General features: G+C 66.7%; 13 protein-coding genes and 2 pseudogenes. 2 read left to right on the top strand and 13 right to left on the bottom strand.

The window, feature by feature from the left end:
• On the bottom strand, positions 1-274 hold a 274-nt coding region (locus GA0115259_RS05110; RefSeq protein ID WP_176732434.1), incomplete at its 3' end, for a transposase.
• Positions 275-561: 287 nt separating this feature from the next.
• Complete coding sequence (locus GA0115259_RS05115; protein ID WP_093591473.1) at positions 562-1,941, bottom strand: IS1380 family transposase; 1,380 nt, start codon at positions 1,939-1,941, stop codon at positions 562-564.
• A 497-nt stretch (positions 1,942-2,438) separates the two neighbouring features.
• On the opposite strand from GA0115259_RS05115, the pseudogene GA0115259_RS05120 reads away from it, so the two are divergent.
• Positions 2,439-2,837: pseudogene (locus GA0115259_RS05120) on the top strand (transposase); the annotation flags it as partial.
• A 126-nt stretch (positions 2,838-2,963) separates the two neighbouring features.
• Here GA0115259_RS05120 and GA0115259_RS05125 read toward each other — a convergent pair.
• The 5 genes from GA0115259_RS05125 to GA0115259_RS05145 all read right to left on the bottom strand — a co-directional run bounded on the left by GA0115259_RS05125 (position 2,964) and on the right by GA0115259_RS05145 (position 16,785).
• Positions 2,964-3,452 (bottom strand): DUF4265 domain-containing protein, encoded by a 489-nt coding sequence (locus GA0115259_RS05125; RefSeq protein WP_093591476.1) that lies wholly within the window; start codon positions 3,450-3,452, stop codon positions 2,964-2,966.
• A 203-nt stretch (positions 3,453-3,655) separates the two neighbouring features.
• On the bottom strand, positions 3,656-10,210 hold the full coding sequence (locus GA0115259_RS05130) for an RHS repeat-associated core domain-containing protein (protein ID WP_093591479.1): 6,555 nt from the start codon (positions 10,208-10,210) through the stop codon (positions 3,656-3,658).
• Positions 10,211-10,404: 194 nt separating this feature from the next.
• On the bottom strand, positions 10,405-13,983 hold the full coding sequence (locus GA0115259_RS05135; protein ID WP_256097910.1) for a LamG domain-containing protein: 3,579 nt from the start codon (positions 13,981-13,983) through the stop codon (positions 10,405-10,407).
• Positions 13,984-14,385: 402 nt separating this feature from the next.
• Positions 14,386-15,579, bottom strand: a complete 1,194-nt coding sequence (locus GA0115259_RS05140) for an MFS transporter (RefSeq protein ID WP_093591482.1) — start codon at positions 15,577-15,579, stop codon at positions 14,386-14,388.
• Between the two features lie 258 nt (positions 15,580-15,837).
• The gene (locus GA0115259_RS05145; RefSeq protein ID WP_093591485.1) at positions 15,838-16,785 is read right to left on the bottom strand and encodes a helix-turn-helix transcriptional regulator; all 948 of its coding nucleotides are present in this window, start codon (positions 16,783-16,785) and stop codon (positions 15,838-15,840) included.
• 142 nt (positions 16,786-16,927) lie between these two features.
• Between GA0115259_RS05145 and GA0115259_RS05150 the strand changes: the two genes are divergently transcribed.
• On the top strand, positions 16,928-17,983 hold the full coding sequence (locus GA0115259_RS05150) for a lipoate--protein ligase family protein (protein ID WP_093591489.1): 1,056 nt from the start codon (positions 16,928-16,930) through the stop codon (positions 17,981-17,983).
• Positions 17,984-18,149: 166 nt separating this feature from the next.
• Here the strand turns inward: GA0115259_RS05150 and GA0115259_RS05155 are convergent, their stop codons facing one another.
• From GA0115259_RS05155 to GA0115259_RS40025, 6 genes and pseudogenes are all read right to left on the bottom strand, one after another.
• Positions 18,150-19,697, bottom strand: a complete 1,548-nt coding sequence (locus tag GA0115259_RS05155; protein ID WP_093591492.1) for an NCS1 family nucleobase:cation symporter-1 — start codon at positions 19,695-19,697, stop codon at positions 18,150-18,152.
• A 213-nt stretch (positions 19,698-19,910) separates the two neighbouring features.
• Positions 19,911-20,912, bottom strand: coding sequence for a TIGR03842 family LLM class F420-dependent oxidoreductase (locus GA0115259_RS05160; RefSeq protein WP_093591495.1), 1,002 nt, complete (start codon positions 20,910-20,912; stop codon positions 19,911-19,913).
• A 95-nt stretch (positions 20,913-21,007) separates the two neighbouring features.
• On the bottom strand, positions 21,008-22,414 hold the full coding sequence (hydA, locus tag GA0115259_RS05165) for a dihydropyrimidinase (protein ID WP_093591498.1): 1,407 nt from the start codon (positions 22,412-22,414) through the stop codon (positions 21,008-21,010).
• Positions 22,415-22,499: 85 nt separating this feature from the next.
• Positions 22,500-23,795, bottom strand: a complete 1,296-nt coding sequence (locus GA0115259_RS05170) for an aspartate aminotransferase family protein (protein WP_093591501.1) — start codon at positions 23,793-23,795, stop codon at positions 22,500-22,502.
• A complete protein-coding gene (locus GA0115259_RS05175; RefSeq protein ID WP_093591504.1) occupies positions 23,792-24,634 on the bottom strand; it encodes a nitrilase-related carbon-nitrogen hydrolase in 843 nt (280 codons plus the stop codon). Before GA0115259_RS05175 ends, GA0115259_RS05170 begins: the two co-directional genes overlap by 4 nt.
• Positions 24,635-24,820: 186 nt before the next feature.
• Positions 24,821-25,112, bottom strand: a pseudogene (locus GA0115259_RS40025) (hypothetical protein); the annotation flags it as partial.

Consider the following 25,112-nt stretch of genomic DNA (forward strand, 5'->3'; position numbering starts at 1 on the left):
CCGGGCCGAAGACGGCCGGCTCACACCGCAGCATCGCGACGTCCGCCAGGCAGTCCCCACCCAGCGCGACCGCCAGGGCGACGTCCAGGAGAGTCTTGCCGGGATCGTGGACGGCCCGCGGCTTCCGCCATGGATCCAGAGCCTGGGATATGGCCTGGTCAAGACCGGTCTTGCGGACCGTTTCGACGAGCAGGACCGACCCGGCCTGGGAGACGACCTGGCGGCCGTCGCCCTGGACGCGAACACGGGCATAGGACCCGATAGAGTGTTTCACCTGGGAAGTGCCTCTGGTTTCAGCAGGAACAAGGACCTCGACAATCCTCATTCTTGCTGGTCAGAGGCACTTTCTGCTTTCCTGACCACCTGCCGGACAGCCCGCTTCATGAAAGCGCGAGGTTAGCCTCGATCTTGCATGAGGGTCCGCCGACGGAGTCGGCGGACCGTTTCGCTTCGGTGGCTGAGGGTGGGCAGGCCGACAGCCCGGTTGCCGCGTCGGGTGGGCGCCGGGTTCCACTTCGCCGGTGGGGTGGTGCGGGTTGTCGGGATGGTCGAAGTGGCTGGTCAGCCGGGTTTCGGGCGGGCGTGGAGTCTGTCGATCGCGTGGGTGATGACGTCGGTCCAGGGCCATCGGGCGGTGAAGCGGAGTCGGCTGCGGCGTCCGGCGTTCACGAGTTGGGCGGCGGCGGAGAACAGGCGCAGGCGGAGCTTCTTGGGTTCCCAGCGGCGGTTCTTGCCGGTCAGGGCGAGCATCGGCATCCAGGCGAGGAGGTCGAGTGCAAGGGAGACGATCTCCAGCCAGATCCGGTTCTGGGCGGTCTCGTGCAGGGGCAGGTTGCGGAGGCCGGTGTCGCGGGCGTTTCGGATGCGGTCCTCGCAGCGTGCCCGTCTGCGGTGGCGCAGTTCGAGGTCGGCGAGCTGGCCGCCTTTGGTGTTGGTCGCGAAGCAGGTCAGCCGCAGTCCGTCGAGGTCGGTGAAGCGCAACTGGGCGCCGGGGTGGGGGCGTTCCTTGCGGACGATCAGCCGCATGCCCTTGGGCCAGGTGCTCAGGTCGGGCATGTCGGTGATCTCGGCGAGCCAGGCGCCGGGCCGTTCGGTGCCGTCGGCGTCGTAGGCCGGCGTCCACGCCTTCTTCGGGATCTTCAGCACGGCCTGGTGGATGGTGTCGGTGATGGTCATGCCGACGGAATACGACAGCCACCGGCCCTGGCGGGAGAGCCAGTCGAGGAAGGAGTGGGTGCCGCCGCCGGAGTCGGTGCGGATCAGTGTCTGCCGACCCCGCCGCAGGTGTTTCGGCAGTTGAGCCAGAGCGAGTTGAGCGGTTTCGATGTGGTCGGCGGCGGTGTTGCTGCCTGCGTTGCCGGGCCGCAGCAGGGCGGCCACCGGCTCTCCGGACCCGGCCTGGCCGTGGTCGACGAACGCGACAAGGGGATGGTGCCCATAGGTTTTCTTCCAGGTCGCGGTGGCGTCCTGCTTCTCGGAGTGGGCAAGGACGAGCACACCGTCGATGTCTATGATCACCCGGCCCTCGGCGGCCGGACTGCTTGCACCCGCCAAGTCCCAGACACGCCCGCGTACTTCCGAGCGCGCGGCCCGGATCGCCGCGAGGGCCTTGGGGCCGGACGCGGCGAGAGCGTCGACGAGGCGGGAGATGGTCGGATCGGAGGCCACCGGGCCGAACACGCCTGGCTCGGCCCGCAGCATGCCGACGTCGGTCAGGCAGTCCCCGCCGAGCGCGACGGCCAGGGCCACATCCAGCAGGATCTTGCCCGGATCGTGCACGGCCCGCGGCTTGCGCCACGGCGTCAGCGCCGCCGATATCGCGGTGTCCAGGCCGGACTTGCGGACCGTCTCGACCAGCAGCACCGACCCGGCTTGCGAGACTGCCCCGCGGCCGCCGCCCTCGACACGGACACGGGGGTACAACCCGCTACGCTTGCTCACCTGGAGAGTGCTTCTTTCCTTGCAGCTGACAGGACCCTAGACATGTCCCATCGTTGCAGGTCAGCAGCACTCTCCGCTTATTTGATCAAGGCACGAACAACCCCACTCGCGAAAGCGCGAGGCTAGACCGCCTCCGATGGTTTCAGCAGCGCCTCCGAACATCATGGCGAAGCCGCCGGCAGTCTCAGCCGCGCCTATCCATACATCGGGAGTGCTGACCATGGCACTGCCGTAGTTCAGGACAGTGTCAACCGGTCCCTGAAGCCAGCCAAGGAGCCACCCGCCGTCGCCGCCGTTGTCGGTGGGAGTGTCATGAATCAGGCCCTGTCTCACTTTCGGTGGTGACGGAGAGTCGTGATGAGGCGTTGACATCCTCGTGAAGGATGTCAACGAGCTTGTGCAGACGGTGTTTTCGGGGCTGTCCCCGCTAATCGTCGAGGATGTGGTCGACGAAGGTGAGCGGATCGTGGTGCGGGCACGGACTCCGCAGGACACTGCATATCTCTCCGCGCCAGCTCGCCCGGATGCTGCTGACCAGGCCTGACAACCTCAAGGCCGGGCAACACGAACTCCTGGCCAAGCTCACCGCCGCCTGCCCCGAGATGATCCAATTGACCACAGGTATCAGGGACTTCGCCCCGCTCCTCACGCCGCACACCGACAACGCCAACGCGCTCACGCGCTGGATCGCTCAAGTCCGAGCAGCCGACCTGCCCCATCTGCATGCCTTCACTCGGGGCCTGGACCGGGACCTCGACGCAGTGATCGCCGGGCTCACGCTTCCGTACAGCAACGGCCCTACCGAGGGCGTCAACACCAAAACCAAGCGGATCGCGCGCCAGATGCACGGACGAGCAGGCTTCGCCCTGCTCCGCCACCGCATCCTCCTCAGATAGCGGCACGCTCCGTCACCACCGAAAGTGAGACAGGGCCTAATTCCTGATAGACCCCCGTCAAACACTCCAGTAGCTCCGCGAAAAGGGGTATTTTGGCGGAGCTACTGGAGTTTCGTATGAAAGTTTCTAGCGCGGATTTGAGGTCGTCCACGCCTTACCAATGCAGGATTCCTCATAATCCCACCAGTCGGCTTCAGAGCCTCGAATTAGAAGCCCTTTAACGCCGGAAATGTCTGCAGAAGGCGGTACGTTCAAAGCAATCATTCCAAATTGCTCAATCCCTTCAGCCTGAACGCCCAGTGGCGAGAAAATATCGATGATCGCCTGCGAGTCTCCAGAAAACCTTCCCGGCTCATAGGGAATAATCCGCACTGTACAGTTCCCCGACCAGGAAATCTTCCGAACCGCCTCCAAGGCTCCACGAGGATCCGTTCGCGTCCTCACGATGTCATTTAGCGAGAGGTCACGCACGAACCACGGCACGTTATCAATTCTAACTAGATCGACATCCACCGGAATGGCCCACAATCGCTCACTGGCTACAGGTGGCCATCCATCGTCCTGTTCGAGTGGGAACAGAACTCGGACCCGATCATTCGCTTCGTTCTCAGGCATCGTCACTCAACCATTATGCACCCAAGGTGGCGAACTACAGGTAACGCGGGTGACGTCGGCCCAAGCAACCGTCACCCGCACCCACCACTCCAGCCCCCGCAGCCAGCACCAGCAATCAACTCGCCATTGAACTCTGTTCACGCCGAGTCGAAATCGTCGCCCTATCGCTCCTCGAGGCAGCGCTGACTACAGGAGTTCCCCAGTTATCCCAGCGGGCCTTTTGGTCTATCGAGCCAAAACTCGTTACACGAAAAACAGGTAACGCGGCCATTCCATAGAGACCCTGGGCCACCCAAACTCTGCGGCCAAATATGATCAACGCGAGTTTCCTTACGATTCACAGGAACACCCCCGCGCGATTGAGTCGCCGGAACAGTCTCTATCCGACAGTCATCGCAGACCGTTTTCCCCCCATTGACGCTCCTATTTTTCGCGATTACCTGCCGCTTACCCTTGGGGGTAAACTTTTTGCCCGCTCGCGACATGTCGGCTTCAAGATCAGTTGCTACGCCATTGGAATTGACCTCAAATCGAGCACCAGGGACCGCCTTACCCTTGGGCTTACCCAAAGGCCGGTGGGAGAATGCGGCTGCAAGGAAGCTCGGCACCTGGTAAGCATCACCAGAAGTGTCATATCCGTAGCCTGCGACCCAGTTATCATACTGGTTTCCATAGTCGCATCCGGGACTTCCCGGGCCACCGCCATTTCGACAGTCCGCGTCAAAAATCCACCCGCCGTACTCCGCAGCGTACGGCACATTCCCTACGAGCCCATAAAACAATTCCCCGGCTCCGTAGTAAATGTCTTTCACGTCTTTCTTTGTGTTACACCCAAGGTCCCAGAAGCTACATCCTCCGCCCCGACTTGAGTTGCCTCCCGTGTTTCCACTGTTGGCTACCGAGGCGGTGCCGCTTGTACGAGGGACGACGTCGTATCTGTTCGATACGTCTGGGTGCGTATTGACGAAGCGGGTGGGGTCGCCCTTTACCTGGCCGGTGCCGCCGATGGGGGTGCCGTCGCCGCAGAGGTCGGCGGGGCACAGGCCTGTGGGGTCGCTGGATGTGACAGGTGTGTTGTTGGCGTAGGAGTAGCCGTTGAGGGATTGGTGCTGGTCGAGGGAGAGCAGCGGGTCGACGCTGATGAATTGGCCGATGCCGGGGTCGTATTCGCGGGCGCCTATGTGGGTGAGGCCGGTGGAGTCGTCGGCTGGTTTGCCCAGGAAGCGCTTGTCGTCGGGCCAGGTGGTGGGTTGGGTGCCTCGGGGGGCGCCGAAGGGTGTCGTGTAGCGCTTGGTGACGGCCCAGGTGGTGGCATCGAAGGCGAGGCTGGAGGTGCCGTGGTGGTCGCCTGCGAGGAAGTTGAGCTTGGTGCCGGTGACTCCCGCGGTGGCGGTGCGGACGGCGATGGTCTGGCCGGCCGCGGTGTAGTAGCGGGTGCCGCTGAGGGTCTTGGTGGTGCCCTTGACCGTGAGGCGGACCTCCATGTCGCCGAGATAGAGGACGGTGTCGCCGTCGCCGGTGGCGCGGCGGATGAGGAGGCTGCCGTCGGCGTCGTAGAGGTAGCCGGTCTGTTTGGTGCCCTCGGTGAGGCTGGAGAGCTGGTCTTCGCTGTTCCAGACGAGCGTCTGGGTGGCGGTGGTGCCAGGGCGGTGAGTGGTGTTGCCGGTGTCGTCGTAGACGTAGGCGGCGTTCTTGGCGCCGGTGGTGTGGTCCAGCGGATGGGGCTGGCCGGTGGTGGTTCCGTAGGCATAGGTGGTGGTCTGGTCACCGGTGGCCAGGTTCTGTTTCTCGCTGGAGCGCTGGCCGGCGGTGGTGTAGCCGTAGGACGTCCAGTAGGGAGCGGCGCCGCCGAGGTTGGCCGTGGTGCGTCCGGTGTCGTCGCAGTCAGGCGTCTTGGGGGTCCAGGCTTCGGTCAGGCGGCGGTAGCCGTCGTAGAGGAAGCACTGGTTGTCGGCCTGGCCTGTGCCGCCGAGGGTGCTGGCGTCGCTGATGGACTTGACGTTGCCCGCGTCGTCCTGGACGTAGGTGAGGTCCTGCGCCTTGTTGCCGTTGTAGTCGGTGACATAGGACCGGGTCAGGCGGCGGGTGCCGTTCTCGTACCCGTAATTGAGGGAGCCCTTCCTCGCGGAACCGACGGAGCTGGTGCCCAGACTCAGGGTGGTGAGGTCGCCGAGTTCGGAGTATGCGGCGTCCAGAAGGTATCCGGTGGTGCCGTTGACGTTCTTCAAGTTGCCGAGGCCGTCGTAGGTGTTGGTGATCCCTTCCTGGGCGAGGCCTGCGACGGCTGGGGCGGTGATGGTGGCGAGTTGGTTGGCCACGTTGTAATTGGCAGCGAAAGTCAGCGTCTGAGGGACGCCGGCGGTTACGAGTGGGTCATTGGCCGGGAGAGTCAACTGGCTGGTCGTGGCGTTGTAGAGACCGTCGAACTTTGTGACCTTCTGGACGTAAGCCTGCCCGGCGGTTCCGCCGACATAGCGTGTGGCGGTGTCCTGCTGGCCCTTGGCCACCTGGTCGTAGTCCCAGTGGGCGAGCTTGTTGGCGGCGACGGTCTTGTCGGTCTGCCACAGGTCGGTCTTACGGCCGAGGTCGTCGTACTGATGGAAGAGCTTTCGGTCTTCCGCGTCCTGGGTCCAGTCGACCTGGTCGAGGCTGGTGTAGCGGGTTTCCGTGGTGCCCTTGTCCGGGTCCTTGGCACTGGTCTGGCGGCCGAAGAGGTCGTAGGTGTAGGACCAGACGCTGTTGTCGTGGGCGGTGACGGTCTTCTGCTGCCCACCGGGCGTGTAGGTGTAGCGGGTGTGGTTGTACGAGCCGGTGTTCTGGGGGTTGGCGAATTCGCGGGACTCGGTCGTCTGGCCCAGAGCGTTGGTCAGAGTCGCGGTGGCCTGGCCGCCGGTGGGGGCCGTCTGGAGAACACGGTCGCCCTGGTACGTGGTGGTGGTGGTCCAGCGGTGGACTCCCTGCACCTTGGTCTCGCTGGCGACGGGACGGGCCGCGCCGTCGTAGGTGGTGTCCACCTGCAGAGGCGCTTGGCCGCCCTCGACGGTGGCCGGGTTACCGGAGGGTGGGGCGCTCGCGTCATAGATGTCCGACAGGGTGGAACTGACCAGGCCGCGGGTGTCGTACTGGGTCAGGCTGACGACGCGTCCGCCTGCCGGAGTCGGGGACTGGGTTTCCCGGGCGCGCAGCAGGGAGTCGTAGATGGTGTAGCTGGTGATATAGCCCGATGCTGTCGGTGTGAGGGTGCCTGTGGAGACCCAGGACGCCGTGTCCTTCGAGAGGTGATAGTCGTACTTATAGTTCGCGCTACCGCCTAGTAGACGCGGCCGGTTGGGCAGCCAGACCTGGGTGACGCGTCCGAGGCTGTCGTAAGTGCTCTCGGTGATCTTCGAGTTGGCGTCCGTGACCTTGGTAGCCGCGCCGGTGGCGAAGTCGACGACCGTGCTGGTGGTGTAGTCCTTCGCGTCGAAAACTGTCGTGGCGGTGAGGGGACCGCCGGCTGTCGGGGTGTAGGTGGTTCTGCTGGTCTGCTTGTCGTTGGTGTCCTTGACGAGCAGCGGCCTGCCAAGGCTGTCGAACGTCATCGTGCTGAGCTTCTGCCAACTCGGCTGGTCGCCGCTGTCGTAACCACTCGCGCGACCGGTCCACCTGGGCTCGCCCCGGGTGGGACTCTGGTCCGCGGTCCAGGCCGCGGTCGCGTCGTAGGTGGTGGCGGTGTCGGAGATGATGTCGCCGGGCTTGGTGGAGTCGGCGGGCAGGTCGAGTGCGCTCTCGGCGGTGGCGCAGGGCTTCGCGGTGACGCGGGTGCGGGAGACCAGTGAGGTCAGGCCCGCGGACGGGTTGCGGGCGTACCAGGTGCGCGCGCAGGTCTCGTCACCGGTGACGGCGTCGTCGCCCTTGTCCTCCACGGTCAGCGGCATGCCGTAGTCGTCGTAGGTGGTGACGGTCGTACGGACGCGGTCGACCGGGCTGATGACGGTGACGTTGGTCCGGTTGTGGGTGGCGCCGGTGCGGACGAAGTACGCTTCGGTGTCCGCGTAGGACTTGTGCTGGGTGGCGGTCCTGCGTGACCAGGGATCACTGACGGTTCCGGCCACTTCGCTGTCGCCGTCGTAGGTGACCGTCTCCCGGGTGAAGCCCGCGTACTGGTCGGCGTCGGTGATGGCCGGGGCCTTGATGCCCGTGGCCTGGGCGCTTCTGCGGGCGTCCGGGTCGAGCGTCTTGCCGTCGGCCTTCAGCAGGCGGTCGCCGTCCATACCGCGCATATAGACGCTGACGCTCTTGCTCCGGGTGCCGTTGGCGGGACCGGTCTGGTGGGTGACCTTGGCGAAGCCACGCCAGATGGACCAGGTGCGGTCCTTCTCGGGCGTCATGGGGTCGTCGTTGTAGTGCCAAGCGCCTCCACCGGAGTACTGATAGGTGTCGCTGATGGTGCCGGAGGCGCCTGTCTGGTCGCTGGTCGATACGGCGATGACCGGGTACTTCTGGAACCAGTCCAGAATGGCGTCCCCGCCCCCGTTCGGCTTCCAGCGGACGGGATAGCACGTGCTGGTGTTCTGGTCGGGACGCGGTCTGGTCTCGCCGGCGACACAATCGGCCGCGGCGTAGGTGACGGCCGTTTTGGCGCCGGTCTCGCTCGTGATGCCGGTCAGGCGAGGCTTCGCCAGGGGCAGGATGTCGTCGGCCTCGCCGTCGACGCGGTTCTTGAGGAATTCGCTGGTGAAGGTGACGGGATCCGTCGAGAGCGGCGTGCCGTGCTCGCCGGTGTGCTGGATGGACCGCAGCCACAGGGACTGGTCGTTGGAGTCACCCGTCTCACCCGAATCCTGATACTGCTGCGTGAGTTTCCAGGAATCGACGGACTCGAAATCGGCGGTCGGAGTACGGGCGGCGTTCCACGCGTAGGTGGTGATGCCCGTCAGCCGCTTGCGGGTGAAGAAGGACGGGCCGACGTTGCCGGTGCACTTGTCGCCGTCCTTGCAGATGGCGTCGAAGGGTACGTCGGGCCACTGGGGGCTGGTGCTCTCGGTCAGGGAGTCGCAGCCGTCGGCGCGGATGCACCGCTCGTCGTAGGTGAAGGTGACCTTGTCCGAGGCCGCAGGTGTGCCCGTGAACAGGGCGCCGGCCCGCTGACCGTAGAGGATCTTGGTGAGGTATCCGCCACGCGTGTACGAGGTGCCGGTGGTGTCGTCGCCGAGCGTGTCGTAGTTGTTGGTCTCGGCGGTGTACCAGTAGCTCATGGCGTTGCCGCGGGTGTCCTCGACGTAGTCGAGGTTCCAGCGCCATCCCTGGGTCTTGGCGCGTCCGCCGAGCGAGGTGCCGCTGCTGTAGCCGGGCTCACCGGCGTCGTCACCGAAGACCGGCACGGTCCAGACGCTGTTGGTACGTTCGCTGCCGGCGCCGTCGAGCTTGTTGAGGCCGAAGACATACTTCGTGCCGCCACCGGTGATGACCGTCCAGTACTCCCCCTTACCGTCTCCCTTGCCACCGGAGATGTCGTCCCCGTCATCGCCGTTGTCGGCGCCGGTGGAGTGGGTGACGACCGAGGCGTCGTCGTTCTTGAGGCGCCAGGTTCCGCTGGTGTCGTCCTTGACCAGTTCGGTGGCTTTGCCGTTGAGGACGAGGGAGGCGTTGTCGTACTTCCAGCACAGGTCGAACTTGTCGCTCTGGCCGTCGTCGTCGCAGGAGCCGTACTTGCGCTCGACGTACGACGAGGTCAGGTCGAAGCCCTCGCCGATCTGGCTGCCCTGGTTGTTCGTGTTCGCAGTGCGCCCGTCCACACTCCCCGAGTCATACGAGATGGCCAGGTCCGGAGTGGGACCGGCAGCGGCCGGCGGTGTCTTGAGCGGGTAGTTCCAGGTGAAGGTGCCTGATGAGCCGCCCGCCTCCCAGGTGGAAGAGGCCGAGAGCGGGGTCGCCTTGTAGTCACCGCCACCGGACTTGGTTCCCGCCGCGAGCGCGAGCACCATGGACTGCCCGCTGGCGGTCGCCGACTTGGCGGAAGGCTTCGCGGTGGGCGCGTCACCGACAGCAGTATCGACGGTACTTCCAGCGGTGCTGAAGTCGAGATGAGCCCGGAGCTGCTGCTCGCCGCGCTCATTGGAGTACGCCAGCGGTGTCGTGCTACGGCACGACGCCTTGCCGGGCTGGCCGAGGGCACAGTCGGGCAGGCGCAGGACCTGCAAGCGGCCGGCCCAGTCGCCGCCGTACGCTCCGGCGAACGCGGAGTAGTCGATGGCGAGATCAGCCGTCCCACCGCCGCGCGGAGCCGTGACAGTCAGAGCAACGCCCTTGATACCGAGTGCGGTTGTCTGCTTCCGGCTCAGCACGGACACCTTGACGGACTGCGCCGACTTCTTCGCCCGTGCCGCCTTGGTGGTCGGCGCGGACAAGGAGACGGGCAGAGTTCCCGCGGTGGCCTTCGCCGTTCCGGTGGCGGGAGTGGTGAGTGTGGTGGTCGCGGCCGTCGGCCAGACCACCGTCGCGGCCTGGTCGCGCAGTGCCCGGTCCGCCGCCTTCTTGTTGGCAGCCTCCTGACGGGCGATTAGACGAGAGGTCGCCGTCTCTATCGGCTTCAGCGGAACCATTTTCACCGATACCGGCTTCGGTGCGTCGAGACGGCCCGGCGGCTGTATGTCCTGGGCCACCGCGGTCAGCGGGCTGAGCAGGCCGGGCAGGAGGGCGAACGCGGTGGTCACGGCTACTCGACCGCGAAAACGGGTTCTCTCTCTGGTGGCGGTGCGACGGCGGAACGGCGGCATGAGTCTCACGTCCAAGTTCCATCAAGGGCCCCCGAGGAGGCACGAGGTGAGTGGAGAGGGGAGGCCGTGCCCATGCACGGCGGGCAAGATGAGGGGACGCAGTCGGCCCGGCGGGCTGCTGGTCATACGGGGTACGGGGTACGGAGCCCGCCCGGTGGACGAAGAAGCGGTTCTCTTCGCCCACCGGGACCGGATCAGTCGCCGGCGATGATGCGTGAAAGGACCTGCTCGAAGGTCATCGCTCCGGCCCAGATACGCAGTCGGCCCAGCCGTCCCGCGAAGCGGCTGCTGTCGGAAGTGCCGCCCATGGCCAGGCTGCCGGTGCCCTGCTGAGGCGCGGTGACCGCATTGTTGAGGCCGTCCTCCACCGGCTTGGTACCCACATACAAGTGCATCCGGCCGCCCTGGTCCTGCGCGTCGTACACGCCGGTCAGCGTCACCGAGGAACTGGTATCGGCAAGTTCGGACACATCCGTCACATCAGCCGTGGCCACACTGGTCCCGGAAGAGGTGGTGCGCACGAACTTCCACACGTACACGTCCGGCCCCAACTTCTGCACCGCCAGGGCCCACGAGGCGCCCCCGCTTCCGGCCTGGCCCGCGATCTGGGCCTGATAGCCATCGGGTTTGGTGTTGAGTACGACCGCATTGATCTGGGCCTGGGCGGAGACCGTGAACGAGCCCGTCTCGTCGATCGCCGGACCGGTCACGGACGCGTAGCCCTTGCTCCCGTCCAGGACCAGGGTGCTGGACTCCTCGTCCAGGCTCGCCCCGAGGGACAGCGCCATCGCACCGATCGGATAGGGCGAGAACTCATCCACTGTTGTTCCCGAAGAGCCCTCCGCGTTCCAGTCGGCAACCAGCTCGGTGGTAGGTACGTTGTCCTCCCTCGACCCCGCCTCCCTGACGACCTCGTCGGCGGACAGCGCGCTCTGCCAGACCGCGACCTCGTCGATACGGCCACGGAAGTACTGCCCGGCGGCGCCCCGTACGATCGAACGCCCCACCTGCAAGCCCTGACCGGCCTCCCAGGGAACGTAACTGGGCGCCACGGCCCGCAGGTTGACCGGGTCGCCCTGAACACGGCCGTTGACGAACAACTGGATCGTGTCGTCCTGCGGCGTCCGGTTGCCGCTCGCATCGGTGGCGGCGGTGTAGACGCCGGCCAGATGCGTCCACACCCGCAGCGGCGGGTCGGTGGCGGACGCGTCCGACCTGATGAAGACCGGAGTGGCCGAGTCCGTGGCGGTGTAATGGAATACGTACGACCGCGACGACGACGAGTAGTACAGCGCGAACGCCTGAGCCTGCGCGCCGGGAGCGGTCACGATCATCCGACTCGACGAGGCATCAGTGAGATTCACCCAGGCCGAGACGGTGAACGAGTGCGCGGTATTCACCACCGGCGCCGACGCATCCGCGTACGCCTGCTGCAGAGCGGGGTCGCTGCTGTCCAGCCACATCGAGGTGTCCTCGTCACCCCGCCGTGCCATGGTGGAGAAGCCCGCACCGCCCCGGAGCATCAAGTCGTGCGTGGCCGCGGAAGGATCGTGCTGCGGATCGTCGCCCGCACTGTCCTTGGCCGTGGTCACTCCAGAACCGGGAGCGCCGTCATTGAAGTGCCACCGTCCGACGGGGCCCGGCGGGAGACTGACCTGGAAGTCGAAGGTCTCGGGCGTACCCGTCCGTGCCCGGACATCGATGGCCCACACCTTCAGATGGTGCGTGCCGCCCATGCTCGGTATGACATCGGTGACCTCGGCCGTGTGATCAGCCTTTGCCGTGACAGTGCGCGTCTTCCCGACCTGCCCGCTCGGACCGTTCAGCGTCCACTGGTACTTACTGATGTCTGTATCCGCACTGTTGGGCTTGAACACGAAGGTACCGGCGACACCCGGACCGCCCTTGGGAGGGCAGGAGTCCGTCCCGCACTCCACATAGGGCGAGCCATTGACCGGATCCTTGGGCTCGATCCGCGGGGCCTTGGGCGCGGAGGAGTCGATGGTGAAGTAGCACCACGGCGAGAACGAGGAGTACAGCTCACCGCTTCCACCGTTGTACGACCAGTGCGACTGCGTGCGAGCGCGGTAACGGTACTGGGTGCCGTCCGTGCGCTTGCTCGTCTGCTTGTCCAGCAACGTGCCGTCCGGAACATAGCCGCTGTCGGGGCTGTCCTCCGCCCAGATCTCCTCCCAGGCGCCGGTGTCGAGCTTGCGCGCGATGCGGTAGTTGATCTTCAGTTGGCCCTTGCTGTCGTTGGTTCCCGGCGAGACCTCCGTCTCCACCCGGGCACGGACCGTGGGCTGGTCCACCGTCACGGCCAGCGGAGCGCTCTCCGGCTCGCAGTACCCGGCCGCCTTCACCCCAGGCACACCCGGAATCACGCCGACATTGATCGGAACCCCCGGATCCGGCACGTAGTCCACGCTGAGCTCGGCGTTGTCGTCGAAACGCTTCCAGGCGCGCGGTTCGCCCTCGTCGAGGGCGCGCAGCATCAGCGTGAGACGGGAAAACTTCCCGTCGGCGAAGTCCCGCACGTTCTGGGTGAGACCGCCGTTGAACTCGACCCAGGAATCGGGCTGGGAGGGACTGCAGTTGTCACCCCGGCCGGCCGACACCTTCCTGGAATCCATGAGATTTCCGATGGCCGGCCCCGGCCACCGCGTCCCCTCGGAGATATTCCCGGTGCGCTCCAGATTGACCGTATAAGGATTGCAGTCGAACGACCACGTCTCATGCGCCCGGAACGTGGCGTGCAGAACATGCTTTCCGGCCAGAGTGCTGGGGCTGAACTCGAAATACATCCGGTTCACGTAATTGTCACCGCAGTAGTAGCCGTCCGCACTCGAACAGCGCCCCACGCCGTACTCACCGGAGAACTGGTAAAACTTGTCACTGTCGGAGGACAGCACTGTCCGCTCGGCGCGCGAGAGACCCACCGAGGGATCGATGCGAACCGGGTAAACCGTGTCGTCGCCTCGCAGCAGGCTCAGGTCGGGGGCAACAGCGATGCTGTCGGCGTCGACCTGCACGGGCAGGGTGGCCGTCACGTCACCGTCACGCGGCTGGACGGAACCTGGGTCATCCGCACCCGCCTCACCGGCCGCCCCCGAATCGCCGGCCGCCTCTGCACCAGCCGCCCGGAGCGTCTGAGGCTGGATGCCGGTGCCTGTGCCGTCCCCGGAGGAGTCCCACATCTTCCCCGCCGGCCCCGTGAACACCGCATTGCCATCCGCATCGACCGCACGCAGCCCACCACCGGCTCCCGCGACCACGGACACGCCCTCACCCGCGACGGCGAACCGCACCTCCTCCAGAGCTTCGTTCCGCGCGGCCTCCGCCGACTTGACCAGCAGAACCTCCCGATACCCGTCCGGCATCGCGGTCAACTGCAGATCCACCCCGGGCAGTACCTCGGAGTACGTGGCCGTCGCCCCGTCCAGCGACGGCTGGGGAAGATCACCCGGCCACCGCACGGACAGCGCGCCCTGCCCATGCTCCAGACGGACCATGTCCTGAGCACCGCCGGCTGAGAACGACACATCCACCGCGGCATACCGCGGCCCAACCATGCCGTCAGCCCCGCGCACGAGCGTCGTATCCACGTCATGCCAGACACCAGAAGCATCCTTCGCCCGCTGCGGCGACGTCGCCTGCTTCAGCGTGTACGAACCATCCGGATTCGCGAAGGTCTGCGCATACTCCGTACGCTCCGCCGTCACCTCGACCGGCTCACCCGAGGCCGCGGCCCGCTCGGACGGCGTTTGAGGCACCGACGTATCAGCATGAGCAGTCGGAGAATTCACCACGACCATTCCGCCGACAAGCAGCACCCACGCCAGGAATCTCGCAACGACACGACGCACCCACGGGCTACCCACAGGAAACCCGACCCCACACGCTTGAATTCACAGCCCCACCCCATGTAGCGCACAAGCTTCACGAATAACGCAGGGATCATAACCACGGCAGCACACAGGAAACCAACGGTGATCAAGGTCACAGGGCGAAGCTTTATGCCTTCAATCGCAGATAAAGCGCAATTCGAGAAATCGACCGACTAGAGAGTGAGGAAAACGCTCGCATCATCGTAGACAAATAACAGGTGAACAAAAAGAATGCGAGGTCCAGCACGCGCCACGCTTGAGGACAGCGAAAACACGCTCAACGGGCGCCTACGGCTGCCGTGCGGAAGCCGGGGCGGTGTGCGTGCGCAGGGCGCCGTGGCGGGTGGTGAGCCAGATCAGCAGTGCGACGGCGGACAGGGCGGCTCCGGTGGTGCAGACGGCCGGCCAGCCGCCTGTCGACCAGAGCAGGGCGGCGGCGAAGGAGCCGAGGGAGCCTCCGACGAAGTTGCCCGCGATGTACGCCGTGTTGAGGCGGCTGCGGGCGGCGGCGGAGATCTGGAAGATCCTCGACTGGTTCAGGATGTTCTGGCCCTGGACCCCGATGTCGAGCAGCACGATGCCGACCACCACGAAGACGAGTACATGGCCGCCGAATCCCGCGATGGCCCAGGCGATGGCCACGAGCAGCCACGCCAGCCCCGTACCGGTGACCGACCAGCCGCGGTCGTGCACCCGTCCCGCGCCCTGCGCCGCGACGGCGCCGACCAGGCCCGCGACGCCGAAGAGACCGATCGCCCAGATGGGATAGCGGTAGGGAGGATCGCTCAGCAGAAAGGTGAGCGCCGTCCAGAACATCGTGAACAGGCCGAAGCCTGTCGCGCCGAGCACCATCGTGACTTGCAGTTTCCGCTCGTGTGCGATCAGCGAGAAGACCGAGCGCAGCACCGCGCCGTAGGAGATCACCGCCGTCTTGGGCTTCAGCCGAGGGATCGAGCGGTGCAGCAGGAACGCGAGGACGAGCACGATGCCCGCGGCGATCAGAAACACCACGCGCCAGCTGGTGGCATCGGCGATCAGCCCGCTGAAGATCCGGGCGACCAGGATTCCGGAGAGCAGACCGCTGACGACGATGCCCACGGTTCTTCCCCGGGACGCGTCGTCGGCGAGATCGCCCGCGAGCGGCGTGAGGATCTGTCCCGACACCGTCGTCACGCCCACCGCGACCATCGCCAGGGCCAGTGTGATGATCTCCGGCGCGACCGCACAGGCCACCAGAGCACCGGCCGAGAGGACCATCATCAAGGGAATCAGCCGGCGACGGTCACGAAAGTCACCGAGCGGAACGATGAACAGGATGCCGAGCGCGTAGCCGATCTGTGTCGCCGTGATCAGCAGGCCGACGACGCTCTCGCCGACCCGTAGGTCTCCCGCGATGACATCCAGCAACGGCTGCGCGTAGTAGAGGTTGGCCACGGCGCCGCCCGCCGCGACGGCGAAGAGCAAGGTCAGAGCACGTGTCATACGGGGCGTAGGCGCCAGGGCCTCGGATGTCGCAATGTCACGCGCGGTCACTGAGGCCTCCCATCGGTGGCGCCTTCCGTCGGCGGCGCGGGTCCTTCCCCACCAGGCATGTGGCGCGGGTCCTTCCCCATCACATGCCGTCACGCACCACGCTAGGAGAAGGCGCTCCGGACGGGGAGGGCGAGTTACACCCACCCCGGGCAGGTGTAAACGGCCGCCGGGCGGTTATCGGGCCCGTCGCCCGCCGCCCCGTACCTCTCAGCGCCTCGCCCTGGACGTCTCGACCGTCTCCTCTTCCTCGGCTTCCTCGGCTTTCTCGGCTTCCTCGGCGGTGAGGCTTCCCAGTACGGCCAGGGCTTCCTGGGTGGCCGTACCGGGCTCCGGGCGGTACACCTTGACGAGATGGTCACTGTCACCGTTCGGGCGGAAGGTCTCGAAAATCAGGTCGAGATCACCGACGATCGGATGCCGTACACGGAAATGCTCGGATTTCTTGTCCCGGACCTCTGCCTTGGTCCACAGTCGGGCGAATTCCTCGCTGCCCGATATCAACTCGTCGACGAGACCCGTCAGTCCCGCATCATCGGGCGCCCGACTCGCGGCGGCGCGAAGTGCGGCGGCGCCGGACGCGGCGACTTTCTCCCGTTCACGGAAAAAGGGCCGGGCCTCCTCGTCCAGGAATACCAGGCGCATCAGATTTCCGCTGTACCAGTGTCCGGCGAACAGGGCGCGTCCGAGATGATTCGCTGCGACCACGTCGTGTCTGATGTCCAGCACGATCGCCGGGTGATGGACCCATTCGTCCAGGAGAGACAGCAGATTCTCGCCGATCGGCCGGGAAGACGTACCAGTGGAAGACGTATTGGTAGAAGACGTACCGGTAGCCGTATCGATCGCGACGAGACCTGGGTGGCCGTTGGTGACGGCGAAGAGATAGCGCTGGGCCTCCGGCTCCAGCCGCAGCGCCCGCGCGAGGGCGGAAAGCACACTGGCCGACGGATGCGTCTCACGTCCCTGTTCGAGACGTGCCAGATAGTCGGTGCTCAGGCCCGCGAGTTCCGCGACTTCCTCCCGGCGCAGCCCCGGCACCTGGCGCACTCCTCCGCGAGGAAACCCGACGTCTTCCGGCGAAATCCGGGCCCGGCGTGCCCTGAGGAATTCGCCCAAGCGGTTCCGGTTCTCCGGATCTCTCTTCCGGTTCTCCATAGCTCTCAGGGTATGCCCGGCCGCCGGCCCGTAAAGGCGTAGGCGGAGGCGACGACGGACGCAGCCGGGACATCACCGTCGCGGAAGTGTCTTCGTCCAGCAGTACGATTTGCACTGTTCACGCCCAGTGGTGGAGGTTCCGGTGCACGGTGAGTACAAGGTCCCCGGCGGCAAGCTCGTTGTGGTCGATCTCGACACGGAGGACGGAGCGCTGCGCCATGTCCGGGTCGCCGGCGACTTCTTCCTGGAGCCCGACGAGGCGATCGAGGCGATCGACCGCGCCCTGGAGGGCGCTCCCGCCGGCACCGACGCCGCCGGTCTCGCCGCCCGTATCGAGGCCGCGCTGCCCGCGGGAACGGTGATGTACGGGCTCACCGCCGAGGGCATCGCCGTCGCCGTACGCCGCGCGCTCGCGCACGCCACCGACTGGACCGACTACGACTGGCAGCTCATCCATGACGCGCCGCAGTCGCCGGCGCTCCATATGGCGCTCGACGAGGTGATCACCACCGAGGTCGCGGCCGGTCTCCGGCCGCCGACGCTGCGGGTCTGGGAGTGGGCGGCGCCCGCGGTGGTGATCGGCAGCTTCCAGTCCCTGCGCAACGAGGTCGACGCCGAGGGCGCCGAGCGCCATGGCGTCACGGTGGTCCGCCGTATCTCGGGCGGCGGCGCCATGTTCATCGAGCCCGGCAACACCATCACGTACTCACTCTCCGTCCCGGACTCGCTGGTCAAGGGGCTCACCTTCGCGGACAGTTACGCCTATCTGGACGACTGGGTACTGGGCGCGCTCGGCGACATGGGCATCAAGGCGTGGTACCAGCCGCTCAACGACATCGCGACCGAGAGCGGCAAGGTCGCGGGCGCCGCCCAGAAGCGCGTTGTGAACGGCACGGGCGCCGTACTGCACCATGTGACGATGGCGTACGACATCGACGCCGACAAGATGGTCGAGGTCCTCCGCATCGGCCGCGAGAAGCTCTCCGACAAGGGCACGCGCAGCGCCAACAAGCGAGTCGACCCACTGCGGCGCCAGACGGGCCTGCCGCGCGAGGCGGTCATCGGGCGGATGATCGACTCCTTCCGTGGCCGCTACGGGCTGACAGCCGGCAAGGTCACGGACGAGGAGATGGCACGGGCGCGCGAGCTGGCGAAGACAAAGTTCAGCACACCGGAGTGGACAGCCCGGGTGCCGTAGCAGCCCGGAGCGAGGGACTGCGGTGGGTGGATGTCGAGGAGTGGCGCGAGTGCCTGGCCCACGCGCTCACACCGCTCCTCGAAGCCCTGCCCGGGCAAGCCCTACTCGGACAAGCCCTGCCCGGGCAAGTCGGACAAGCCCTGCCCGGGCAAGCTCCGTCGAGTCCTCAGGCCGTCGCGGTCCGCCGGCCCGGCGCCATCAGAGCCGCATACAGCACCAGCGAGGCCGCGAGCCCCACCGCCCAGCCGTAGTCCGCGAGCGGCTTCAGGAACGGGATCAGACCGTCTTCCGGGAACGGTCCCTTGCCCGGCGCCGAGTGGGAGCCGCCCACGGCCAGCACACCACCGACGGCGAAGACCACCACCGCCCTGACGTTCCAGCCGTTGGCGTACCAGTAGCGGCCACCCGGGCGGTAGAGATCGGCGAGGTCCAGGACCGTGCGCCGGACGATCCAGTAGTCGGCGATCAGGATGCCCGCGACCGTACCGAGCAGCCCGCCCACCAGTCCCAGCCAGGTGAAGATGTACAGCTCGGGCGTGGCCGTCAGCTTCCACGGCATGATCAGGACACCGACCACACCCGTGATCAGCGCGCCCGTACGGAAGTTGATCAGCTTCGGTACGAGATTGGCGAGGTCGTACGCGGGCGAGACGACATTGGCCGCGATGTTCACGGAGATCGTCGCGATCAGTACGGTCACCAGCGCGAAGAGCAGTCCGAAGACATTGTCGGTCTTGGCGGCCAGTTCGACCGGATCCCAGACGGCCGCCCCGTACACCGCCTGTGAGCCCGAGGTGACAAAGACGGACAGCAGCGCGAAGAGAGTCATCGTCGTGGGCAGACCGAGCGACTGGCCCCAGATCTGGGCCCGTTGGCCCGCGCCGAAGCGGGTGAAGTCCGGGATGTTCAGCGAGAGGGTGGACCAGAAGGCGATCATTCCCATCAGCGACGGGAAGAAGACCGGCCAGAAATCCGCGCCCCAGCCCAGCTTGGACGGCTGGTCGAGCAGCGGGCCGAGGCCGCCCGCCTTGACGGTGATCCAGACGAGCAGCACCAGCGCGCCGACGATCACGAACGGCGCCGCCCAGTTCTCGAAGCGCCGCAGGGTGTCCATCCCCCGGTAGATGATGGCGAGTTCGAGCGCCCAGAAGAGGACGAAGCAGAGCCAGAGCGTCCAGGGCTGACCGCCGATCCTCGACGCGTCGGCCCAGCCGCCGAAGATCTTGCCGAGCAGTACGAAGATGCCCTGGCCGCCGATCCAGGTCTGGATACCGAACCAGGCACAGGCGACGGCCGCCCTGATCAGCGCGGGCAGATTGGCGCCGCGCAGCCCGAACGAGGCACGGGCGAGGACGGGAAAGGGAATGCCGTACTTGGGTCCCGCGTGCCCGGTCAGCAGCATCGGGAACAGCACGATCAGATTGGCCAGCGCGATCGTGAAGACCGCCTGCTTCCAGTCCATGCCCAGAGTGACCAGCCCGGAGGCCAGCAGCCACGACGGGATGTTGTGCGCCATACCGACCCAGAGCGCGGCGAAATTGTAGGTGGTCCAGCGGCGCCGGGCGACCGGGACGGGCAGCAGATCGTCGTTGACGAAGCGGCCGTCGTCGGGAAGCGCGCCGGCCGGCAGCTCGACACGGCCTTGAGGATCGGTGGAAGCATCGGCACCGGCTATCGGTTCTCCGGGGGACGGTGGCGGAGCGGTCGCGGTCATGGCGGCGGGACCCTTCGTTCGAGAGCGGGTGTCGGGGATGTCGAACGAGGCCGTGCGGGAGATCGGGGAGGGGAGCCTTCCGGCCCCGGGGCCGGTCGAGGGCCGGTTCAGGCCGGGAACGGGGCCGGTCCCGCCTCGGTCCCAGGAACGAGGCGGGAGGAGCCGGTTCAGTCCTGGGACGGAGGCGGGTTCAGCTCTGGAACCGAGGCCCGTTCAGTCCTGGAACGCCGGGATGATCTCCGCGCCGTACGCGTCGATCGTCGCTTCCTTGGCGTCATGCATGTCGTAGACGGCGAACTGGTCGACGCCCAGGTCGCGCAGCACCTGGAGCTTCTCGATATGCGCCTCGACGGGACCCAGCAGACAGAACCGGTCCACGATCTCGTCGGGCACGAAGTCCGTCGAAGGATTCCCGGCCCGGCCGTGGTGGCTGTAGTCGTATCCCTCGCGCTGCTTGATGTACGTGGTCAGCGCGTCCGGCACCAGGCCCGAGCCCTCGCCGTACCGCGCCACCAGATCGGCCACATGGTTGCCGACCATCCCTCCGAACCAGCGGCACTGCTCACGCGCGTGCGCGAGATCGTCGCCGACATAGGCGGGCGCCGCGACACAGATCGTGATGGAGTCGGGATCGCGTCCCGCATCGGAGGCCGCCGTACGGACCGCCTTGACCATCCACTCGGTCAGAAACGGATCGGCGAGCTGGAGGATGAAGCCGTCGGCCTTCTGTCCCGCCAGGGCCAGCGCCTTGGGCCCGTACGCCGCCATCCATACCGGCAGCTTGCCGTCCCGTACCCAGGGCAGCCGTAGCGTCTGCCCGTCGACGGTGGCCTCGCGGCCCTCCGCCAGATCGCGGATGACCTCGATCGCGTCGCCCAGCCGGGCCAGTGTGTTGGGCTTACGGCCGGCCACCCGCATCGCCGAGTCGCCGCGCCCGATACCGCAGACGGTCCGGTTGCCGTACATCTCGTTGAGCGTGGCGAAGGTGGAGGCGGTCACCTCCCAGGTTCTGGTGCCCGGGTTGGTGACCATGGGTCCCACGGTCAGTGTGGTGGTGTGCTCCAGAATGCGACTGTAGATGACAAAAGGTTCCTGCCAGAGCACGGCGGAGTCGAAGGTCCAGCCGTAGCGGAAACCGTTGCGCTCCGCACGCCGCATGAGCCCGACGACCGCCGAGGACGGCGGGTCGGTCTGGAGGACAAGTCCGAAGTCCATGGCCTGGTCACTCCTCGGTATGGATGAAAAGGGGATATCGGTGTCAGCTATCAGAAATCAAGGTCGGAGAAGATCGGCGTCGGAGAATCTCGGTGTCAGAGGAGGTACTGGCAGGTGGCGCGCGGCGTGTACTGCCCGTGTCCCGCCCGGCCGGTGAACTCCCGCCGGTCGATGACGAGTTCACCGCGCGAGAGCACCGTCTCCACCTGTCCGGTGAGCCGCTTGCCCTCGTACGCCGAGTAGTCGACGTTCATATGGTGTGTCTCGGCGGAAACGGTCTGCTCGGTGTGCGGATCGTAGATGACCACATCGGCGTCGGCGCCCGGCGCGATGGTGCCCTTGCGCGGATAGAGACCGAACATCCTGGCCGGAGAGGCACAGGCGATCTCGATCCAGCGGCGGCGGCTCAGCCTTCCCTCGACCACGGCCTGATGGAGCAGATCCATCCGGTTCTCCACGCCCGGAAGCCCGTTGGGGATCTTCGAGAAGTCGCCGCGTCCCAGCTCCTTCTGTCCTGTGAAGCAGAACGGGCAGTGGTCCGTGGAGACCACCTGGAGGTCGTTGGTGCGCAGCCCGCGCCAGAGCGCGTCCTGGTGCTCCTTGGGCCGCAGCGGTGTGGAGCAGACGTACTTGGCGCCCTCGAAGTCCGGTTCCGCGAGATTGTCGGTGGAGAGGAAGAGATACTGCGGGCAGGTCTCGCCGAAGACGGGAAGTCCCTGGTGGCGGGCGGCGGCCAGTTCGGCGACGGCCTCCTCCGCCGAGACATGGACGACATAGAGCGGAGCGTCGGCGACCTGCGCGAGCTTGATCGCCCGGTGTGTGGCCTCGGCCTCCAGCAGGGCCTTGCGTACCTCTCCGTGGTAGCGCGGATCGGTACGGCCGGCGGCCAGGGCCTGTTCGACGAGGACGTCGATGGCGATGCCGTTCTCGGCGTGCATCATGATCAGCCCGCCGTTGTGCGCGCTGCGCTGCATGGCGCGCAGGATGCGGCCGTCGTCGCTGTAGAAGACACCGGGATAGGCCATGAAGAGCTTGAAGGACGTGATGCCCTCCTGGACCAGCAGGTCCATCTCCTTGAGCGAGCTCTCATTGACGTCGGCCATGATCATATGGAAGGCGTAGTCGATCGCGCACTGGCCGTCGGCCTTGGCGTACCAGGCGTCCAGCCCTTCGCGCAGCGCCTGGCCCGGCGACTGGACGGCGAAGTCCACGATGGTGGTGGTGCCGCCCCAGGCGGCGGCCCGGGTGCCGGTCTCGAAGGTGTCGGACGCGAAGGTGCCGCCGAACGGCAGCTCCATATGCGTGTGGGCGTCGACTCCGCCCGGGATGACGTACTTGCCGGTGGCGTCGATCGTACGGTCGGCGGTCCAGCCCGTCGCCACGTCCGTGCCGTGCGCGGCGAGGGCGACGATCCGGCCGTCCTCGATGAGGACATCGGCATGGGTCTCGTCGGCGGCGGTGATGACGAGTCCGCCACGGATCAGGGTGCGGGTACTGCTCATGGTGGTGGCGCTCCCTTTCGGAACGATCGGCCGGTCCCGGGCCGCCTGGTGCGGGCGGCCCGGTCTGGTCCGGCCGTACGGCGAACTACGCGCCGCGCAGGGCCTGTTCGAGGATCGCGGCGCCTTCTTCCGCCTCCGCGACGGTCAGGGTGAGCGGCGGCGCGATCCGCAGCACGCTGGTGTTGTGTCCGCCGCCCTTGCCGAGCAGCAGCCCGCCCTCGCGCGCCGCCTCGATCACGGCCGAGGCCGTCTCGGGCGCCGCTTCTCCCGTGCTGGGCCTGACCAGTTCGATACCGATCATCAGCCCGCGGCCTCGCACCTCGCGTACGGAGTCGACTCCGGCGCCGATCGCCCGCAGCCGCTCGATCAGCAGTCCGCCGACGCGGCGGGCATTGCCCTGGAGGTCGTGCTCCAGTACGTACGAGAGATTGGCGAGACCGGCCGCCATGGTGACGGGACTGCCGCCGAAGGTCGAAATGGAGTTGGCGTCGAGGCAGTTCATGATCTCGGCGCGGGCGACGACTCCGCCGATGGACATGCCGTTGCCGATGCCCTTGGCGAAGGTGAGCATGTCCGGCGGACCGTTCTCGGCATGTGCCTGCCAGCCCCAGAAGTGCTCGCCGGTCCGGCCCCAGCCGGTCTGCACCTCGTCGCTGATCCACAGGATGCCGTGCCGGTCGAGGACTTGGCGGAACGCCGCGTACAGCCCGTCCGGCGGCGCGGTGAAGCCGCCGACGCCCTGGATCGGCTCGGCGATCAGCGCGGCGGGCGCGCGGGTGTGGCCGAGCAGATCCTCCAGATCGGCGACGCACGCCTCGATGAAGCGCTCGTCGGTGAGTCCCGCGTAGGGACCGCGGCTGCGGACGCCGCCGTGTACGTACAGCGTCTGGAGCGGGGACAGACTCGTCGGCGACCAGCCGCGGTTCCCGGTGACGGAGACCGTGGAGAAGGACCGGCCGTGGTAGCTGTTGCGCATCGCGAGGATCTGGTTCGAGGCGCGGTACGCGGTCGCCAGCAGCAGCGCCGTGTCATTGGCCTCGGTGCCCGAGGTGGTGAAGAAGACACGTGCGTCCGGGATACCGGACAGGGCGGCGATCCGCTCGGCGAGCTCGACCATCGGACGGTTGAGATAGAGCGTGGAGGAGTGGATGATCCGCCCTGCCTGCTCGCTCACCGCCTTGGTGACCTCGGGCAGCGCGTGGGCGGTCATCGTGGTGAGGATGCCGCCGAAGAAGTCGAGATAGCGGTTGCCCTCGGAGTCCCAGACATGGCGGCCCTCGCCATGGGTGATCTCGATGGGCCGGTCGTAGTAGAGCGCCAGCCAGTCGGGGAGTACGGCGCGGTGGCGGTCGTACAGATCGTTCGTGAACGGCTGCGTCATGGCTGCACCAGTCCTTCGTACGCGTCGGGGCGGCGGTCCCGGTAGAACGCCCACTGCTGGCGTACCTCGTCGATCACCCCGAAGTCCAGGTCCCGTACGAGGAGTTCCTCCGCCTTGTCGCTCGCGGTGTCACCGACGAACTGGCCGCGCGGGTCGACGAAGTAGCTCGTGCCGTAGAAGTCGTTGTCGCCGTACTCCTCCTGGCCGACGCGGTTGATCGCCGCGATGAAGTACTCGTTGGCGACGGCGGCGGCCGGCTGCTCCAGCTGCCAGAGATAGGCGGACAGACCGCGGGAGGTGGCGGACGGGTTGTAGACGAGCTGCGCGCCGTTCAGCCCGAGCTGGCGCCAGCCCTCGGGGAAGTGGCGGTCGTAGCAGATATAGACACCGATCCGGCCGACGGCGGTCTCAAAAACGGGCCAGCCCGCATTGCCCGGCTTGAAGTAGTACTTCTCCCAGAAGCCCTTGACCTGCGGGATATGGTGCTTGCGGTACTTGCCGAGATACGAGCCGTCGGCGTCGATCACGGCGGCGGTGTTGTAGTAGAAGCCGGACTGCTCCAGCTCGAAGACCGGGACGACGACGACCATTCCGGTCTCGCGGGCCAGCTCCTTCATCCTGGTGACGGTCGGACCGTCCGGGACGGGCTCGGCCCAGCGGTAGTGCTCGGGCTCCTGTACCTGGCAGAAGTAGGGCGCGTTGAACACTTCCTGGAACCCGATGATCTGCGCGCCCTGCCGGGCCGCCTCGCGGGCGTGCTCCTCATGTTTGGCGATCATCGATTCGGTGTCGCCGGTCCAGGTCGCCTGGACGAGTGCGGCGCGTACGACTCTGGCCACGAGCTGCTCCTTCGGCGGGGGCGGCGATAGCTCTACGCCCGTAGATGGGATGCGTAGGAGGAGAACGTAAGCCCCGTCCCACACTGGGGCAAGACCATCGTCGTTAACCCGCAGAGTCGATCAAGTTTCACACCCGAGCGGTCGACATCGGGCGATTCGGGTCTGACCAGGCACTTGACCGGCCGGTCAGGCGTCCGCGATCCCCGCCACTCTGAGGGCGTGGACGACATCGCGCTCACGGGACGCGGAGACCGCGCGGGCGGCGTCGATGAGCTGCGGGACGAGCCGGTGCGGATCGGGCGCGGCGACCAGCACGGCGTCCTCAGGAGCGCGGGCCTGTACGAAGGCGCTGAGCAGCGCTCTCGCCTCGTGCGGGCGGCCCGCTCCGCCCAGGGCCAGCACGGCGTCGGTGATCTCCTCGGCCGGGCGGGAGACGCCCTGGAGGAGCAGCTGGCGGCAGTCGTCGTCCCGGCCCGCC

Source organism: Streptomyces sp. MnatMP-M17, from assembly GCF_900091995.1.
Lineage (GTDB): Bacteria > Actinomycetota > Actinomycetes > Streptomycetales > Streptomycetaceae > Streptomyces.